The sequence below is a fragment of the Caballeronia sp. AZ1_KS37 genome, from assembly GCF_023631165.1.
Taxonomy (GTDB): domain Bacteria; phylum Pseudomonadota; class Gammaproteobacteria; order Burkholderiales; family Burkholderiaceae; genus Caballeronia; species Caballeronia zhejiangensis.
Genome location: NZ_JALQDP010000032.1, coordinates 1 through 17,552, shown reverse-complemented (window position 1 = coordinate 17,552; position 17,552 = coordinate 1). Strand labels below are relative to the sequence as shown.

Annotated in this window: 15 protein-coding genes; 10 read left to right on the top strand and 5 right to left on the bottom strand. The window is 62.4% G+C overall.

Annotation, left to right across the window (positions count from 1 at the left end; translation table 11 throughout):
• Window positions 1-9 precede the first annotated feature (9 nt).
• Genes NCS00_RS19430 through NCS00_RS19400 form a run of 7 tightly spaced genes read left to right on the top strand, consistent with a single transcriptional unit; the run spans window position 10 to window position 9,054 of the window.
• Window positions 10-783, top strand: coding sequence for an N-acyl homoserine lactonase family protein (locus NCS00_RS19430; protein ID WP_008354426.1), 774 nt, complete (start codon window positions 10-12; stop codon window positions 781-783).
• A gap of 40 nt (window positions 784-823) precedes the next feature.
• Window positions 824-1,951, top strand: coding sequence for a sugar ABC transporter substrate-binding protein (locus NCS00_RS19425; RefSeq protein ID WP_008354427.1), 1,128 nt, complete (start codon window positions 824-826; stop codon window positions 1,949-1,951).
• Between the two features lie 9 nt (window positions 1,952-1,960).
• Window positions 1,961-3,472, top strand: coding sequence for a sugar ABC transporter ATP-binding protein (locus tag NCS00_RS19420; RefSeq protein ID WP_250440762.1), 1,512 nt, complete (start codon window positions 1,961-1,963; stop codon window positions 3,470-3,472).
• A 10-nt stretch (window positions 3,473-3,482) separates the two neighbouring features.
• Complete coding sequence (locus NCS00_RS19415; protein WP_008354431.1) at window positions 3,483-5,582, top strand: ABC transporter permease subunit; 2,100 nt, start codon at window positions 3,483-3,485, stop codon at window positions 5,580-5,582.
• 27 nt (window positions 5,583-5,609) lie between these two features.
• Entirely contained in the window at window positions 5,610-6,554 is a 945-nt protein-coding gene (locus tag NCS00_RS19410; protein WP_175982877.1) for a 3-hydroxyacyl-CoA dehydrogenase, read from the top strand.
• Between the two features lie 15 nt (window positions 6,555-6,569).
• Window positions 6,570-7,472, top strand: coding sequence for an SMP-30/gluconolactonase/LRE family protein (locus tag NCS00_RS19405; RefSeq protein ID WP_250436106.1), 903 nt, complete (start codon window positions 6,570-6,572; stop codon window positions 7,470-7,472).
• Window positions 7,473-7,524: 52 nt separating this feature from the next.
• Window positions 7,525-9,054 carry a class I adenylate-forming enzyme family protein gene (locus tag NCS00_RS19400; RefSeq protein ID WP_250440761.1) on the top strand — a complete coding sequence of 510 codons (1,530 nt, stop codon included), beginning with the start codon at window positions 7,525-7,527 and terminating at the stop codon, window positions 9,052-9,054.
• On the opposite strand, the gene NCS00_RS19395 is transcribed toward NCS00_RS19400, so the two are convergent.
• The 4 genes from NCS00_RS19395 to NCS00_RS19380 are packed head-to-tail and all read right to left on the bottom strand — an operon-like array spanning window position 9,047 to window position 13,560.
• Complete coding sequence (locus NCS00_RS19395) at window positions 9,047-10,486, bottom strand: efflux transporter outer membrane subunit (RefSeq protein WP_250440760.1); 1,440 nt, start codon at window positions 10,484-10,486, stop codon at window positions 9,047-9,049. The genes NCS00_RS19400 and NCS00_RS19395 overlap by 8 nt on opposite strands.
• Window positions 10,487-10,496: 10 nt before the next feature.
• Window positions 10,497-11,657 carry an ABC transporter permease gene (locus NCS00_RS19390; RefSeq protein WP_250440759.1) on the bottom strand — a complete coding sequence of 387 codons (1,161 nt, stop codon included), beginning with the start codon at window positions 11,655-11,657 and terminating at the stop codon, window positions 10,497-10,499.
• Window positions 11,654-12,607, bottom strand: a complete 954-nt coding sequence (locus tag NCS00_RS19385; protein ID WP_502801589.1) for an ABC transporter ATP-binding protein — start codon at window positions 12,605-12,607, stop codon at window positions 11,654-11,656. Before NCS00_RS19385 ends, NCS00_RS19390 begins: the two co-directional genes overlap by 4 nt.
• The gene (locus NCS00_RS19380) at window positions 12,604-13,560 is read right to left on the bottom strand and encodes an HlyD family secretion protein (protein WP_175982881.1); all 957 of its coding nucleotides are present in this window, start codon (window positions 13,558-13,560) and stop codon (window positions 12,604-12,606) included. The genes NCS00_RS19385 and NCS00_RS19380 overlap by 4 nt, the downstream gene beginning before the upstream one ends.
• A 249-nt stretch (window positions 13,561-13,809) precedes the next feature.
• Here NCS00_RS19380 and NCS00_RS19375 point away from each other — a divergent pair, with 249 nt between their 5' ends.
• From NCS00_RS19375 to NCS00_RS19365, 3 genes are all read left to right on the top strand, one after another.
• On the top strand, window positions 13,810-13,980 hold the full coding sequence (locus NCS00_RS19375) for a hypothetical protein (protein ID WP_008354446.1): 171 nt from the start codon (window positions 13,810-13,812) through the stop codon (window positions 13,978-13,980).
• Window positions 13,981-14,149: 169 nt separating this feature from the next.
• Window positions 14,150-16,573 carry a penicillin acylase family protein gene (locus NCS00_RS19370; RefSeq protein WP_250440758.1) on the top strand — a complete coding sequence of 808 codons (2,424 nt, stop codon included), beginning with the start codon at window positions 14,150-14,152 and terminating at the stop codon, window positions 16,571-16,573.
• 309 nt (window positions 16,574-16,882) lie between these two features.
• Complete coding sequence (locus NCS00_RS19365) at window positions 16,883-17,263, top strand: DUF4148 domain-containing protein (protein ID WP_250440757.1); 381 nt, start codon at window positions 16,883-16,885, stop codon at window positions 17,261-17,263.
• 61 nt (window positions 17,264-17,324) lie between these two features.
• Here NCS00_RS19365 and NCS00_RS19360 read toward each other — a convergent pair.
• On the bottom strand, window positions 17,325-17,552 hold a 228-nt coding region (locus tag NCS00_RS19360; RefSeq protein ID WP_250436099.1), incomplete at its 5' end, for a hypothetical protein.

Here is a 17,552-nt window from a genome sequence, read left to right as displayed (position 1 = left end):
GAGGGCATCGTGAGCACGAAGCTGAAGGTAGTCGCGATGCCGACGGGCTGGCTCACCGTCGATCGCTCATCGCAAGTGTATGGCCGCTACTTCGGCCAGCAGATGAAGGTGCCCGTATGGTCGACGGCGATTGTCGGCGCGCAGAAGAAGATCGTCGTCGATACGGGCATACACGATCCAGGCTGGGTGTCGAACTTCGTGTGCCCATGCGATCAGGCGCCGGAGGAAAAGCTCGAACGCGCGTTGAAGGAGTATGTCGGCTGGAGCGCGGACGAGGTCGATATCGTCATCAACACGCATCTGCATTACGACCATTCCGGCGGCAACACGCTTTTCAAGAATGCGCGCTTCATCGTGCAGGCGGCCGAGTGGGAATACGCGGGTCATCCGCTGCCGACGCAGGCCACGTATTACCAGGAGTTTCTGATCGGCCGCGAGCCGCTCGCGTATTTTCGGTGGCAGTTCGTGAACGGCGTGACCGATATCGTGCCCGGCGTGCGCGTCGTGCCGACGCCGGGTCATACGCCGGGGCATCAGTCCGTCGCGGTCGACACGGAAGAAGGTGTCGTGCTGATCGCCGGCGATTGCGCGAACTGCATGGAGAACATCGTCGATCTCGTTCCAGTGGGCATCGTGCATGAAACGCTGGCGGAGATCGGCTCGTTGTCGCGCATCCGTCAGATCGCCGATTTCGTCATACCCGGACACGACCCGAATGTCGTGCCCGGCAGCGCGGGCATCGCTCTGCCCGCGAGCGCTCGTCTGCCGCACATCCGAAGTTAGAAGCGCCCGCTTCATAACCATACGAATACCGGAGGAAGACATGAAAGCATTGACGCAGTCGATTCGTCATGCGGGACGGGCAGCGCTCGGCCTCGCGTTCGCGGCGGCGCTCGCCGTATCGGGCACGGCGCACGCGGCCGGCAAATACAAGATCTTTTTGTCGATGAGCTATGTCGGCAACGACTGGCAAACCGAAGCCGCGAACATGGTCAAGGCGATGGCCAATACGCCGGGGCTGAAAGACAAGGTCGATCTCGAAGTGCAGGTCGCGGGCACCGATGCGCAGAAGCAGATTCAGCAGATCAACTCGATGGTGCAGGCAGGCGCGAAGGCCATCGTCATCTATCCGATCTCGCCGACGGCGCTCAATCGCGCGATCAAGAACGCGTGCTCGAAGGGCGTCGTCGTCGCGGCGTATGACGGAGAAGTCACCGAGCCGTGCGCGCATAACGTGACGATCGATCAGCATCAGGCGGGCACCGTCACCGCGGAATGGCTCGCGAAGACCATCAACGGCAAGGGCAATGTCGTGATGATCACGGGCGTGCCGGGCACGTCGGTCGATCGCGCACGCACCGAGGCGGCGAAGGCCGTGTTCGCGAAGTATCCGGACATCAAGATCGTCGCGGAAGGAACGGGCATGTGGAGTCAGGCGACCGCGAAGACCGAGCTTTCGAAGATTCTCGCGACGAACAGCTGGGACAAGATCGACGGCCTGTGGATGCAGGTCGGCTGCTTCACGGCGGCGTCGATGCAGCTCGAAGCGGGCATTGCCGACGACAAGATCAAGCCGTGCGCGGGCGAATCGTCTAACGGCCATCGCGTGCAGATGCTGCCGCCGGGCGAAGTGAAGGGACAGGGCGGTTATCGCTCGATCGGCTATCGCTCGATCTCTTACGGCGCGCCTCCGTACTCGGGCGCGATGGCGCTCAAGATGGCCGTGAAGAAGCTCGACGGCGGCGACTTTCCGGCGCGCGTGACGCTCAAGCTGCCGCTTGTGCTGACCTCGGAATCGAAGCTGTGCAAGACGGGCAGCATCGACGAACTGAAGGCGGGCTGCACCGCGTTCCCGCCGGACAAGGTGCCGCCGGGCTGGTTCGCGGACATCTACTCCGAAGAGACGAAGGAAGTCGGCTTCAATGCGGCCTTGACGGGCAATCAGGACTGAGGCGGCGCGATGAACGACGCATCATTGGCGATCGATCTGTCGAAGGTGACGAAGCGCTTCGGCGCGACCGTCGCGCTCGATGGCGCGTCGTTCTCGGTGAAGCGCGGCGCGGTGCATGCGCTGCTCGGCGAGAACGGCGCGGGAAAGTCCACCACGGTCAAGCTGCTGTCCGGATTGATGCAGCCGGATGCGGGCAGCATCCGCGTAATGGGCAGCGACGTGACGATGAAGAGCCCGAAGGACGCGCATCGCGCGGGCGTGCAGACGGCGTTTCAGGAGATGACGCTCGTGCGCGATCTCACGGTCGCGCAGAACCTATTGATGTCGTACGAGCCGACGGGTTTTCTCGGGCGCATCAGAAAGCGCGACGCGCAGCGGCAAGCAGCGGAATGGCTCGACAGGCTCGAACTGTCCGATGTGCGTCCCGGCGCTTATATTCGCGATCTTTCGTTGCCGGTGCGGCAGAAGATCGAGATTGCGAAGGCCATCGTGCGCAAGCCGAAAGTGCTGTTGCTCGACGAACCGACGTCCGCGCTGTCGGGACGCGATGTCGCGTGGCTCTCACGGCGCATCGACGAACTGAAGGCGAGCGGCGTGACTTTCGTGTTCATCTCGCATCGCATGCAGGAAGTGCGCGAGTTCTGCGACAGCCTCACGGTGTATCGCAATGGCCGAGATGTGGGCGCGTTCGACGCTGCGGATATATCGGATGACGAAGTAATTCGACTCGTCATCGGGCGTTCGATGGAGGCGAAGTATCCGCCCAAGATCACGACGGTACAAAGCGACGCGACGCCGGCGATCGAGACGCGCAACGTTCGCGTCGATGGCGTCGTCGCCGATTTCGATCTCGCCGTGAAGCCGGGCGAAGTGCACGGCATCGCAGCGCTGCAGGGGATGGGGCAACGCGAGCTGTTCGAGGCGCTGTTCGGTGCCACTTACATCGACGATGGCGAGATTCGCATCGACGGCAAACCGGTGACGCTGACATCGACGGCGGATTCGCTGAAGGCCGGCGTATCGACGAGCTTTCTGCCCGAAGACCGCAAGACCGAAGGCCTGTTCCTGCGCTTGCCCGGCGGCGAGAATGTGTCGCTTCCCGTGATCGGCCGCTATGCGCGCTTCGGCCTCATCGATCGCAAGCGCGAGCAGGCCGCGATTCGTCGCTCGCTTGCGCAGATGGAGGTGAATCCGCGCGCGCTGTACAAGCCGTGTCTGTCGTTCTCCGGCGGCAATCAGCAGAAGATCGCGATGGCCAAGTGGCTGCTCACGCAAAGCCGCGTGTGGCTCATGTTCGATCCGACGCGCGGCATCGACGTCGGCACCAAGCATCAGATCTTCGTGCTGATGCGTGCATTCGCCGCGGCGGGTGGCTCCGTGCTTTTCTATTCGACGGACGTGCCCGAGCTCGTCAACGTGTGCGACCGCGTGTCGGTGATGTATCGCGGACGCAACGCCGGCGAGTTGAGCGGCGACGCGCTGACCGAAGAAAACGTGATGCGCAAGATGCTTTCCAGTTGAGAGGTTGCTCATGAAGATAGCCGTTGCGTCGCCCGAAAGCGAGGTCGTGCGGCCGGGCGCGCGCGTGGGATTTGGCGCGCGCATCGATCATCATCGCGGACTCATCATCGCGATCAGTGCGTTGCTTGCGATGCTCGCCGGATGGGTTTCGCTGTCCGCGACGCCTGTCGGGCTCTACGACATCGGATCGGTAATTTCGAGCGCAACTACACTCGCGCTCGCGGCGATCGGGCAGACCATCGTCGTGCTGTCGGGCGGATTCGATCTGTCGGCCTCGGCGGTCGTGTCGCTCGCGAACGTGCTTGCCGTGCGCTTCGTGCAAGGATCGCCCGTCGAACAATGGGGCGGCGCCGCGCTGATTCTGGCGATCGGCGGCGGCATCGGCCTCGTCAACGGCGCGCTGATCGCATGGTTTCGCTTGCAATCGATCGTCGTCACGCTCGCGACGATGTTCATGGTGCAAGGCTTGACGCTGCTGATTCAGAACAAGCCGGGCGGCAGCGTCGGCGATCAGTTCGGCGCGGTGCTCACCGCCGATCTCATCCCCGACAAGATGCCGATGTCGGCGGGCTTGCTGATTCTTGCGCTGTTGATCTGGTCGTTCATCAAGCGCACGCGTTACGGCGTGGGTCTGTACGCGTTAGGCAGCGATGCCGACGGCGCGTATGCGAACGGCATGCCGGTCACGCGCTACCGCATCGCGACGTATGCGCTCGCTGGCATGTTCTACGCGGCGGCGGGTCTGTATGTATCGGCACAGACGGGCTCGGCCGATCCGCTCGTCGGCCGTCCGCTGCTGCTCTCGATGTTCACGGCCGTCGTGCTCGGCGGCACGTTGCTCGGCGGCGGACGTGGCGGCTGCGTCGGCACCGTGTTCGCAGCAATGACGCTGATGATCACCGTGAACATTCTGCTCGTGCTGAACGTATCGGCGTTCTTCACGACGATAGCCGAAGCGGTGATCCTGATTCTCGCGGTGCTCGGTTCGTCGATCGGCAAGCAATCGGCGGCGCATGAATGCGCGCGTCACGCGGCGCAGTGGCTCAAGGCGGTGCGAACGGGCACGCGCGCACGCGACGACAAGCATGCGCGGCGCGTTGCGTTCGAAGTCGACGATTATCGTCCGGTTGAAAACACGGAGCTGAAGGGACGACCGATCGCCGACTGGATCGAGCGCAATCGCGAATGGGTCAAGTATGTGGTGCCGGCTTATCTGCTGTTCTTCGCGGTGGTCGTCATCACGGGCTTTGTCTATGGGCCGGGCGTGCTCGTCAGCGCGAACTTCTATAGCAGCCTGCTCACGCTGACCTTGTTTCTCGCGATACTCGGCCTCGGCCAGGGCGCGGTGATCCTGACGGGCGGACTCGACTTGTCGATGCCCTGGCTCATCACGCTGTCGGGCGTGTTGCTGACCGGACTCACGCACGGCGTGAACGGCGCGGCCGCGTGGGCGGTGCCGATGGTGCTGCTGGTCGGCCTGCTCGTCGGCGTGTTCAATGGCGTGGGCGTCGTGATGCTCGGCTTGCCGCCGATCGTCGTCACGCTTGCGGCGAACGGTTTGCTGCAAGGCCTCACGCTGATCTATTGCAATGGCTCGCCACAAGGATGGTCGCCGTCGACGATCAGCGAATTCACCAACGGACGCTTCGGTCCGCTGTCGATCGCGGCGTGGAGCGTGCCGGTGTTTCTCGTCATCGCGTTGCTGCTCCTGCATCGCACGCCGTTTGGGCGGCGCGTGTATGCGGTCGGCAATTCGCCGGTCGCGGCGAAGCTGTCGGGCGTGCGCGTGGGCACGACGCTCATCGCCGTGTATTGCCTGTCGGGTCTGTGCTCCGCGATCGTCGGCTTGTTGCTCGCGGGGTTCAGCTCGCAAGCTTTTCTCGGCATGGGCGATCCGTATCTGCTGCCGTCGATTGCAGTGGTTGTCGTCGGCGGCGCATTGATTACCGGTGGACGCGGGCACTATCTCGGCGTGTTCGGCGGCGCGCTGCTGCTTACGGCGCTCGGGACGTTGCTTGCGGGAACCACGGTGCCGCCCGCGGTGCGCGACATCATCAACGGACTCGTCGTGCTGGCGGCTGTCATCACGCTGCGGGACAAGAAGGGCTAAACCAACTCGAACGAGGACCAGATGCAGATGCAAGCGAACAACATTGCGGTGATCGGTTCGGGCCGTATCGGCCGCGCGTGGGCGATCGTCTTTGCGAAGAGCGGCTTCAACGTCACGATCCACGATGCATCGAAGGACATGCTCGGCGGCGCGATTCCCGCGATCCGCGAAAGCGTCGAGGATCTGGCGTCGTTCGACCTGATCGATGAAGCCGTCGATGCGATCGTGGCCCGCATCACCGCATGCGAACATCTCGCCGATGCTGTCGCCGACGCCGATCTCGTGCAGGAGAACATCGCGGAAGTGGTGGAAGCGAAGCGCGCGTTGTTCATCGAACTGGACCGCCTCACGAAGCCTGACGCGATTCTCGCGAGTTCGACATCGGGATTGCCTGCATCGACCTTCACGGAAGGCATCGCAGGCCGCGCACGCTGTCTCGTCGCGCATCCGGTGAATCCGCCGTCGCTGGTGCCGCTCGTCGAGTTGTGCGGCGCGCCGTGGACCTCGCAGGACACGATGGAACGCGCACGCGCCATCTACGAAGGAGCGAAGCAAAAGCCCGTCACCGTGAATCGCGAGATCTCGGGCTTTCTGCTCAATCGTCTGCAAGGCGCGTTGCTCGACGAAGCGTTGAGTCTCTATGAACAAGGTTATGCGAGCGCCGCCGATCTCGACACCGTGATACGCGATGGACTCGCGATGCGCTGGTCGTTCATGGGCCCGTTCGAAACGATCGACCTCAACGCGCCCGGTGGCGTGGCCGATTACGCTGCGCGCTACGGCGGCACATACAAGAGCATCGCTGCGGGACGCAAGCCGTTCGACTGGTCCGCCGAGACGCTCGGCAAGCTCGATGCCGAACGGCGCGCGGTGCTGCCCCGCGAGAAGATCGAAGAACGCAGCCGCTGGCGCGATCGGCGTTTGATGGCGCTGCTCGCGCATCGGCGCGATATCGAGGACGGTGAAGCCTGAACAAAGGAGACGACGATGCCCGAAGTACGCTTGCTGGTCGATGCGAACAATCATCTCGGCGAAGGACCGCTATGGGATGTGAAGGAGGAACGGCTCTACTGGATCGACAGCACGGCCGCGGAAATCTATAGCTGCCGTGCTGACGGCGGCGACGTGAAGCGCTATTTCGTGCCGCGTCACATCGGTTCGATGGCGTTGCGCGAGCAGGGCGGCGCGGTGGTCGCGCTCGCGAACGGCCTGCATTTCTACGACTTCGATGCGCAGACCGTGCAGTTCATCGCCGATCCCGAAAGCGACGATCCCGAGACGCGGTTCAATGACGGAAAGGTGGATCGCCGTGGACGCTTCATCGCGGGCACCATGTCCTACGACTTCGACCGCTACGATGCCGATCGCGGCCAGCGCTCGACGCGCAGCGGCGGGCTGTATCGGCTCGATACGAATGGCCAGGTCACGCGGCTCGACAGCGGCATCAGTTGTTCGAACGGCCCATGCTGGAGCCCCGACAACAAAACCTTCTACTTCACCGACACATACAGCAAGGAGATGTACGCCTACGACTACGACATCGAAACGGGCGCGGCGACGAACAAGCGCCTGTTCGCATCGGCGCACGACATGGCCGGCACGTTCGATGGCGCAACCGTCGATGAAGAAGGCTATGTCTGGTCGGCTCTCGTCTTCGGCGGACGCATTCTGCGCTTCGCTCCCGATGGCAAACTCGATCGCGTCGTGCCGTTTCCCGTGCGCAATCTGACGAGCGTGATGTTCGGCGGACCGAGTCTCGACATCCTCTACGTATCGACGATGGGCCGCCCGATGTGGGGCATTCCGCAGAAAGAGCGCGACAAGGGCGGCCTTTTCGCGGTGACGGGCCTCGGCGTGCGCGGCATTCCCGAGCCGCGTTTCGCGGGATAGAGCATGAGCGTTTATCATTCGGGCCTCAGGGTCTCGAACGATATCGCTCGACATGGATACGAACAAGCTCATTGCGTCGCTGCCCGCGCGCATCGACGCGATCATCTCGCGCGGTGCGAAGGCGCATCCCGATCACATCGCGTTGCATGAGGACGCGCGCACGTTGACTTATGCGCAACTCGACGATGCAATCGATGCGCTGGCCGCGCGTCTCGGTGCGGCGGGCGTGCGCGCCGGCGATCGCGTCATGCTGATCGGCGAGAACAGCGTCCTGCTCGTCGCATCGCTTTTTGCCGTGAGCCGTCTCGATGCGTGGGCGCTGATCGTGAATGCGCGATTGTCCGCAGTCGAGCTCGATGCGATCCGCGCGCATGCGAAGCCACGCATCGCGCTCTATACCGTCGATGTTTCCGACGACGCCGCGCATCACGCGCAACGTGACGGCGCTTCGGTCGAATCGCTCGATGCGACGCCGATCGGCGCGTTTGCGTTAAGCGATATCGATGCCGCGTCTCAGCAGGAGCCGCACGGACTGTCATCGGACAGGCAATGCGCGGCGCTCATCTACACGACGGGAACGACCGGCGCGCCGAAGGGCGTGATGCTGTCGCATCGTAATCTGCTGTTCGTCGCGGCAGTATCCAGCACGCTGCGTCGTGTCGGTACCAGCGATCGCGTCTATGCCGTACTGCCGGTATCGCATGTGTTCGGTCTTGCGTCCATGTGCCTCGGTTCGCTGTATGCGGGCGCGACGTTGCGTCTTGCGGCGCGTTTCGATCCCGCGCGCGCGGGACGCGTTCTCAGCGATGAACGCATGACGATCTTTCAAGGCGTTCCCGCGATGCATGCGAAGCTGATCGATCATTTCACGCCGCGCGGCGGCCTGAATGCGCCATCGTTGCGCTTCGTCTATTGCGGCGGCTCGCCTCTCGACATGACGCTCAAGGCCGCTGCCGAAGCGTTCTACGGTGTGCCCTTGCATAACGGCTATGGCATGACGGAGAGCAGTCCGACCGTATCGAACACGCTGCTCGATGCACCGGCGCCCGATTCGTCCGTCGGGCCGCTGATTCCAGGCGTCGAGGCGCGCATCGTGCCGCTCGCGCATCAAAGCGACGCCGACGATACCGGCGAGCTATGGGTGCGCGGGCCGAACGTGATGCTCGGCTATTACCGCGATGCGGCGCAGACGGCGGCCACGGTGACGGAGGACGGCTGGCTCAAGACGGGCGATCTCGCGCGCTTCGAGAGGGGCAATCTGTATATCGTCGGGCGCAGCAAGGAGTTGATCATCCGCTCGGGTTTCAACGTGTATCCCGCGGAAGTGGAGCAGGCGTTCAACAGTCATCCCGCCGTGCTGCATTCCGCCGTGATCGGACGGAGCGTGCAGGGCAATGAAGACGTGCTTGCGTTCGTCGAATTGAGGCCCGGCTGCACGGCGAGCGAAAGCGAACTCGCGGAGTGGGTCGGCGAGCGGCTCGCGCCCTACAAGCGGCCTTCTTCTATCCGCATACTCGATGCATTGCCCGTGTCCGCGAGCGGCAAGGTGCTCAAGCATCGGCTCGGAAAGCTCGCTAATTAGTTGCGGATGCAACCGGTTTGCTCGCTGCATTCGTGTCTTCGCCTGCGCCGCCCAGCGACTGGAAAAGTGCCGCGGTGTCCGAGAGACGATTGGCGTGCGCGAGCGCGTAATCGAGTTGCGTCTGAACCGCCTGACGTTGTGTGTCGAGCAGATCGAAGCGGCTCACACCGCCCGCCGTAAAGCGCGCGCTGGCTGTGTCGAGATTGGCTTGCGCTTCGTTCGCCGCGATCTCGCGCGCGTGCAGGGCATCGGCATCGTTTTGAAGCGCGGTCAGGCTATCGGCGACTTGTTGCAGCGCGTCCAGCACGGTCTGTCGATAGGCTTGCATGGCTGCTTCGTAGGCCGCTTCGGACGATCGCTTCCTCGCGCGCAGCTCGCCGCCATGAAATAGCGGCTGCGTGAGATTCAGGCCGACGTTCCACACGTTGAGGCTATTGAGCATGTCGTGGATGTTCGTGCGCTGGCTTCCCACGCCCGCAGAGAGCGAGAACTTCGGATAGAGGTCGGCAGTCGCCACGCCGACGTTCGCGCTCGCCCGATGCAGCAACGCTTCCGATGCGCGGATGTCGGGTCGTTCGCGTGCGAGCGTCGAGGGCAAGGTCAGCGGAACGTTGCCCGGAACATGAAGCGAGTCGAGCGTGAGGGCATCGAAGTCGGCCTTGGATGGCTCGACGCCCAGCAACACTGCAAGCCGGTGATCGGCCTGATCGCGTTGCGTGACGAGCGACGGAAGGCTGGCGCGCGTCTGCTCGACGAGCGTGCGCTGGCTGCGCACGTCGAACGGCGCGACGCCGCCCGCCTTCAGGCGGCCTTCCATGATGGACAGTTGACGCATCTGTGCATCGACGAGACCTTCGGTGAGCGTGATCTGATGCTGCAACGAAGCGCGCCGGATCGCGGTGGCAACGACATTGCCCGCGATCGAAAGCCGCGCCGCATCGAGCTCGAACGACTGATAGTCCACTTGCGCACGCAATGCTTCGAGTGCGCGCCGCTCGCCGCCGAAGAAGTCGAGCGTGTAAGACACGCTCACCGAGGCATCATAAAGCGTGAACGGACCCGGACTCGGAATCGGCACGCCGAAGGCAGCAGGATCGACCTTTTGACGCGAGCCGGAGAGCGAGGCATCGAAGACGGGAAAGTATGTCGCGCCCGCCTGCGTGCGATAGTCCTCGCGCGCCTGCACGAGCTTCGCCCGCGCCTCGTCGAGCGTGGGACTGTCGCTCAATGCGCGATCGACGAGACGGCTCAGCGTATCGGAGCCGAACTGCGTCCACCAGCGCGGCAGCGCATGATCGGCCGCGGGAAAGTCCTTTACCGCGACCGGCGTTTTGACATAGGTCTGCGGGTCCGGCGGCGCAGGCGCATGAAAATCGGGGCCGACAGTGCAGCCGCACAACGTGAGCGCGCAGAGGGGAAGAATCTTTTTCATCGATGTTTCCCTAGTCGAGCGTGCGCCGATAGAAGCGCAACGCAATGCCCATCACGATGACGGTGAAGAGCGCCATCGGCCATACCGCGGGCCACAGGTCCGCCCAGCCGTTGCCCTTGAGAAGAATGCCGCGTATCAGGCGATTGAAGTACGTGAGCGGCAGCAAATTGCCGATGAACTGCGCCCACGCCGGCATGCCCGCGAACGGAAACATGAAGCCGGAGAGAAGGATGTTCGGCAGGAAATAGAACATGGTGAGCTGCATTGCCTGAAGTTGGTTCTGCGCGAGCGACGACAGCGTGATGCCCACTGTCAGATTCGCGGCGATGAAAAGCAGCGCGGCGAGATAGATCGCGAGCGGATTGCCGACGAGCGGCACATGGAAGACGAAACGCGTGGCCGCGAGAATGATCGACGCCTGAATGAGACCGATGAACACGTAAGGCACGATCTTGCCCGTCATCACCTCGACGGGACGCACGGGCGTGGCAAGGAGGTTTTCCATCGTGCCGCGCTCGCGTTCGCGCGTCATCGCGAGGCCGGTCATCATGACGAGCGTCATCGTGAGAATCACGCCCATCAAGCCGGGCACGACGTTGTATTGCGTGATGCCTTCGGGGTTGTAGAGGTTGTGGACCTGCACGTCGAATGGGGCGGGCGTTGCGTTCAAACGAGCAAGCGGGCCGGTGATGTCCTTGTCGGCAACGGACTGCACGAGCATGGTCAGCGCGTTGCTCGCCTTGCTCACCGCATTCGGATCGGTCGCGTCGGCCTCGACGAGCAGCGCGGGCCGCTCGCCGCGCAACAGCTTGCGCGAGAAGTCGACGGGAATGTTCAGCACGAAAAGCACGCGGCCTTGCGCAAGTGCGCGACGGCCAGCTTCGTCGTCGGGCAGCGTCTCGACGATGTCGAAATAACCGGAGTGCTCCATTGCCGCGATGAAGCTGCGCGAAAACGGACTCTGATCGCCGACGATCACGGCCGTCGGCAGATGCTTCGGGTCGGTGTTGATTGCGTAGCCGAAGAGGGCGAGCTGCACGATAGGCAAGCCGACGATCATGCCGAACGTGATGCGGTCGCGCCGCAATTGCAGGAACTCCTTGATGACGATGCTCCACCAGCGCGTCACGGAGAAGCGCGCGAATATCGCGAGCGGGCCGCGTGCCTTCATGACGTCACCTTGAAGTTGTCGGTCGACCGGCTCATCAGATAGATGAAGACATCTTCGAGTCCGGTTTCGATCGGCTCGGCGCGCGTTGCGCCGTCTTTTGTCGCATCGCGCACGGCCGCCTCGAGCGCAGCGTGATCGCTGCCGCTCACATGCAGCGCAGAGCCGAATACGACGGTCTGATCGATGCTGGGCGTCTTGCGCAAGCGTTCGGAAAGTTCGCTCAAATGCTCGCCGTGAATGCTCCATGTCGCGAGGTTTTGCGATGCGATCACTTCGTTCGCGGTGCCTTGCGCAAGCAGCTTGCCATACGCGATATACGCGAGCTTGTGGCATCGCTCGGCTTCATCCATGTAGTGCGTGCTCACCAGCACCGAAATGCCTTTCGCGGCGAGACGATGCAACTCCTCCCAGAAGTCGCGGCGCGCGGTGGGATCCACGCCTGCGGTCGGCTCATCGAGCAGGAGCAGCTTCGGCTCGTGCAGCATGCATGCGGCGAGCGCGAGGCGTTGCTTCCATCCGCCCGAGAGCGAGCCCGTCAACTGACTCGCGCGGCTCTGCAGACCGAGCGCTTCGAGCGCGCGATCCACGGTTTCGCGGCGATTGCTCATCTGATAGATGCGCGCGACGAAGTCGAGATTCTCGCGAATCGTCAGGTCTTCCCAGTACGAGAAGCGCTGCGTCATATAGCCGACGTTGCGCTTGATCTCTTCGCTTTCGCGCACGATGTCGTAGCCGAGGCACGTACCGCTGCCCGAATCGGGGGTGAGCAGGCCGCACATCAGGCGGATGGATGTTGTCTTGCCGCTGCCGTTCGGGCCGAGAAAGCCGAAGATCTCGCCGCGCGCGACTTGCAGCGATACATCGTTGACGACGTGTTTGTCGCCGAAGTGCTTGTTGAGATTCTGGACGTCGATGACGTATTGCGTGTCCTGCATGCTCGTTACACTCATTGCAACCTCACGCCGACGGGTTGGCCCGGATGAAGCTTCGATGCATCGGCCGGTTGAGGATGCGCTTCGACCATGAACACGAGCTTCGAGCGATTCTCGTTGCTATAGATGACCGGCGGCGTGTATTCGGCCTGATTCGAGATGTAGGTGATTTTCGCGGGCACGTCTTCCGTGCAGCCGTCGCAATGAATCGATATCGCGCGCCCCGTTGCGAGGCTACCCACCGTGTTTTCCGCAACGAAGAAGCGCACTTTCACGTTCTGCGGCGGCAACATCTGCACGACCGGACTGCCCGCCTGTACCCATTCGCCGACACGATAAAGCGTGTCGTACACGAGCCCGTCCGCAGGCGCCGCAACGCGCTTTTGGTCGACCTTCCATTGCGCCTGAGCGACAAAGGCTTGCGCGGCTGCGACTTGCGCGCGTTGCGCCGCGATCTGTTGAGGACGGCCCGGCAGGCGTGCGATATCGACCTGTTCGGCGAGGTCGCGTACTTGCGCGGCGGCGGCATCCGCATTCGCGCGCGAATCGTCGAGCTGCCCTTTGGCGATGCCGCCCGCGCTGAACTGCGCTTCATCGCGGCTCAGTTGCAGCGCGGCCTTGCGAGCGTTCGCGCGTGCCTGCGCGAGTTGCGCGCGCACCGATGCGACCTCCGGTGCGCGCTTTCCCGTGAGGATGTCCTCGAGTTGCGACTGCGCGGCCGTGAGTTGACGCTGTGCCTGATCGAGGGCGGCGGTTTCATCGGCCGATTCGAGCATGAAGGCGCTCGTTCCCGCCTTCAACGTTTGCCCCCGCGCGACGGACAGCGCTGTGAGTTTGCCCGATTGCGACGAGCCGAGGTAGACGAATTCACCTTCCACGTAGCCCTGATAGATATCGCGGTCCTGATGCGAGCACGCCGCGAGCGCCGTGGCGAAAAGCAAGCAGGTCGGGATGGCGGTGATGCGGCTCATGGCGCGCTCCGTGGAAGTATTCGTTACTTGGTTGGTCTACCAAACAATACGTGAGGCCGCTCGTCGGTGTCAAGCAGAGCGGCGGTGAGTCGCACGCGGGTGTGCCAAATCAAGGATAGACGGCGCGAGTAAAAATTACAGGCGGGGGCAGATGCGCCGGCGTAAAACGACGCCATGAGCGAAAGTAAGACGAAAGCGCGAGCAGGCATTACGTGTGCTTCGCTGATAGCGACACGAGGCGACTACGACATGGACAATCTTTTGAAGATCGCGCAGGACTGCGGCTTTTCAGTGGTGCTGGAAGGCCGGATCGGCACGCAGGAATACAACAGCGTGAGTGGTCCGCTGCAGGCGTTGGAGAAGTTCGCGGAAGTCATCCGCGATACGGCTTTGCAGGAGCAGCCGCGGCAGGACGAGTGAGCTCGAGTCGCTGTTCGAGAATGGCGTCATTCGGGTGAAAGCGTTTCGCGAATAGATTCGGCGTCCGAATTAAATAACCGCCGACAACCTTTGCGTGTCTCCTGCATTCGAATTACAGTGCGATATTCGTGTGACTGGAATCGACACTGATAAGAACGGAGACGCCAAGATGAATCGAAGAAAGGGACAACGCCTGATTGCGCTGACGATCGGCGCATCTCTAATCGCACCGCTCGACGCGCGAATCGCATTCGCCGATACACCGGGCGATGAAACGATTGCCGTTGCCGGTCTTTCGCAACCGTCGGACATCCTGATCGACCGTTGGGGCGTACCGCACATCTTCGCCGTCAACGATAGCGACGCCTTCTTCGTGCAAGGCTTCAACGCCGCGCGTGACCGCATGTTTCAGATCGATCTGTGGCGCAGACGCGGCCTCGGCGAGCTTTCGGAGGTCTTCGGTCCCGCTTATGTGGAACAGGACAAGGCCACGCGGCTCTTTCTTTATCGCGGCGACATGGCGACCGAATGGCAGCGCTATGGTCCCGATGCGAAGCCTGCCGCGACACGCTACGCAGCCGGCGTGAATGCGTATATCGACTGGCTTGCCGCGCATCCGGACCGCATGCCTTATGAGTTTCGCAAGATCGGCTATTGGCCGGCGAAATGGAGCGCCGACGATATCGTGCGTATTCGCAGCCACGGTCTCACGCGAAATCTCACAAGCGAAGTCGCGCGTGCACGCGTGACGTGCAAGAGCTCGCTCGACGCGGACACCGTGCGTTTCGGACTGCAGCCGCAGTGGAAAGCGCAGATGCCCGCGGGCCTCGATCCCTGCCTTCCCGATGATGTCCTCAAAGTCTTTACGCTCGCAACACAAGGCGTGCGCGTGACGAAGGAGTCGATGAAGAGCACGGATGCATCGACGACGATGATCGCCGCAGCCGAGAATCCCGAGGAAGTGACCGAAGGCAGCAACAACTGGGTGATCGCGCCATCGAAGTCGGCGACGGGCCGCGCGATCATGGCGAACGATCCGCATCGTGCTTATGCCGCGCCGAGCCTTCGCTACATTCAGCAGATCAGCACGCCGACGCTCGATATCATCGGCGCGGGCGAACCTTCGGCGCCAGGCATTTCGATCGGGCATAACGGCTCGATCGCTTATGGACTCACGATCTTCAACATCGATCAGGAAGATCTCTATGTATACGAGTTGAATCCGGCGAATTCGCGGCAGTATCGTTATAAGGGCAAGTGGGAGCCGATGCGCGTCGTGCGTGAACAGATCGCCGTGCGTAATGGCGCTCCCGTCACCGCCGATCTGCTTTACACGCGACACGGTCCTGTGATCTATACGGAAGAAGGCAAGCATCGCGCCTTCGCCGTGCGCACGGCGTGGCTGTCGCCCGGCATGTCGCCGTATTTCGATTCGATGCGCTATATGCGCGCGAAGAATTACGCGCAGTTCAAGGCATCGCTTGCGACATGGGGCGCGCCGACTGTGAATCAGCTCTATGCGGACAAGGATGGAAACATCGGCTGGGTGCCGAGCGGCCTCGCGCCGAAACGCCCGAATTGGGACGGCCTCATGCCCGTGCCCGGCGATGGCCGCTATGAATGGGCGGGCTTCTGGCCGCGCGATGCAATGCCTTCGGTCTATAACCCGGCGCAAGCTTATTTCACCACGTCGAACGAAATGAATCTGCCCGCGGGTTATCCGTATGCGGAGCGCAAGCTCGGCTTCGAATGGACCAACGGGTCGCGGCATCAGCGTATCGACGAAGTGTTGAAATCGCTGCCGAGGGTGTCGATCGAAGACTCCGAGCGCTTGCAGAACGATGACGTTTCGATTCCGGCGCGCAGGCTCGTCGCATTACTCGCGCCGCTTTCGAGCGATGATGAAGACACACGCGCCGCGCTCGCGATGCTCAAGGACTGGGACGCGCACATGAGCGCGAGTTCGCCGCAAGCCGCGCTCGAAGAAGTATGGTTCTCGCGTCATCTCGGACGCACGTTCAAGGAAGCGGTGTTGCCGAAGGACGCGGCGGCGTCGTTCGGCGCACCCGATACCTCGGTGATGCTCGATTCGCTCGAACATCCCGAGACGCGCTTCGGCGACGAGGCGCCGGCCAAACGCGATGCCGTTCTGCTTTCGAGTCTGCGCGATGCCTATGCGGAGATGCGTCATCTGCAAGGCGCCGATGCAACCCAGTGGCGTTGGGGCAAGCTGCAAACGAACCTCAACGCGCATCCTCTGGCCGATGTCGTCGATGCGGACATGCGTGCGAAGCTGAACGTCGGGCCGATCGGAAAGGGCGGCAGCGCTTACACGCCGAATCAGTCGACCTATCGCGCGAGCGACTTCCGTGAGACGAACGGACCGTCGTTTCGTGTGGTCGTCGATGTCGGCAACTGGGACAACTCGCGTGCGGTGAATCTGCCTGGCGAATCGGGCGATCCGGATAGCCCGCATTATCGGGATCTCGCGCAGATGTGGCTCGACGGGCAGTACTTCCCGTTGCTGTATTCGCGCTCGGCCGTCGAAGCCGCAACGGAGAAACGCGTGCATCTCGTGCCGGACGCGCATTGAGCACGGGCTGCGTGAGCGCCGATGATCTTCACGGCGCTTTGCATCACGATTACGATCGCGGTGGACGGGTGCTGGCTGGCGCCTTGCCGGACTCCTCATCCGGTTCATCCTCCGCGCTTCCTTCTTTTTTCTTCTTATAGAGTCTGCTTCGACGGGGGAATAGATCGCTGCGTACCCGGGTTAACCAATCGAAGCCTCTACGCTTGAAACCTAGGTCGAGTGAGTCGAAGCCGCGCAAGGGCCCTGTGCGTTCGATGAGGTCGTGGATCGCGTGCGATCCGGTCAACCTTTTCTGTCGGAGTGAACATCATGAACGCCATCGCCAAAATCGTCGTGTCCGTCGCCGTGGTCGCTGCACCCACGTTCGTTTTCGCGCAGAGCCAGAACGCCCCTCTGACGCGCGAACAAGTCAAGGCCGAGCTTGTTCAGCTCGAACAGGCGGGGTATTCGCCGGCCACGGGCGAGCAAGCCAACTATCCCTCGGATATTCAGGCGGCGGAAGCGAAGGTCGCCGCGCGGCGGAACACGAACGAAGCGAATGAAGCGTACGGCGGCACCCATGCCGGCGGCGCGGCGTCGGGTTCAGGCGCGATGCGCAAGCCGATGTCGATGAAGCATGGTTCGATGTGGATGTCTACGTCGGATTGCGTCGGGCCCGCGAGTTATTGCACGCTGTTTTTCGGAAGCTGAGTCGTCGGGCTGTTGGTGAGCGCGGGGAGTCGGTCGGGACTTCCCGCGTTTGCATGTCTGGCTATTTGTACGTCCAGCGGCGTTTGGCGGGCGCAGAAAAATAATTTGCGAAAGGGGCTTGCGGAGATGTCATCGGCTCTTCATAATCTCGTTTCTCTGCTGCTGATGCAGCGACGCAAGACGGAAGTTGAAGTAAGGCTTGTCTTGCGATGTGCTCTTTAAAAACTAACAGCCGATAAGTGTGGGCGCTTGATGGCGAGTGCGGCTGGTTCTTCGGAATCGGCGATAG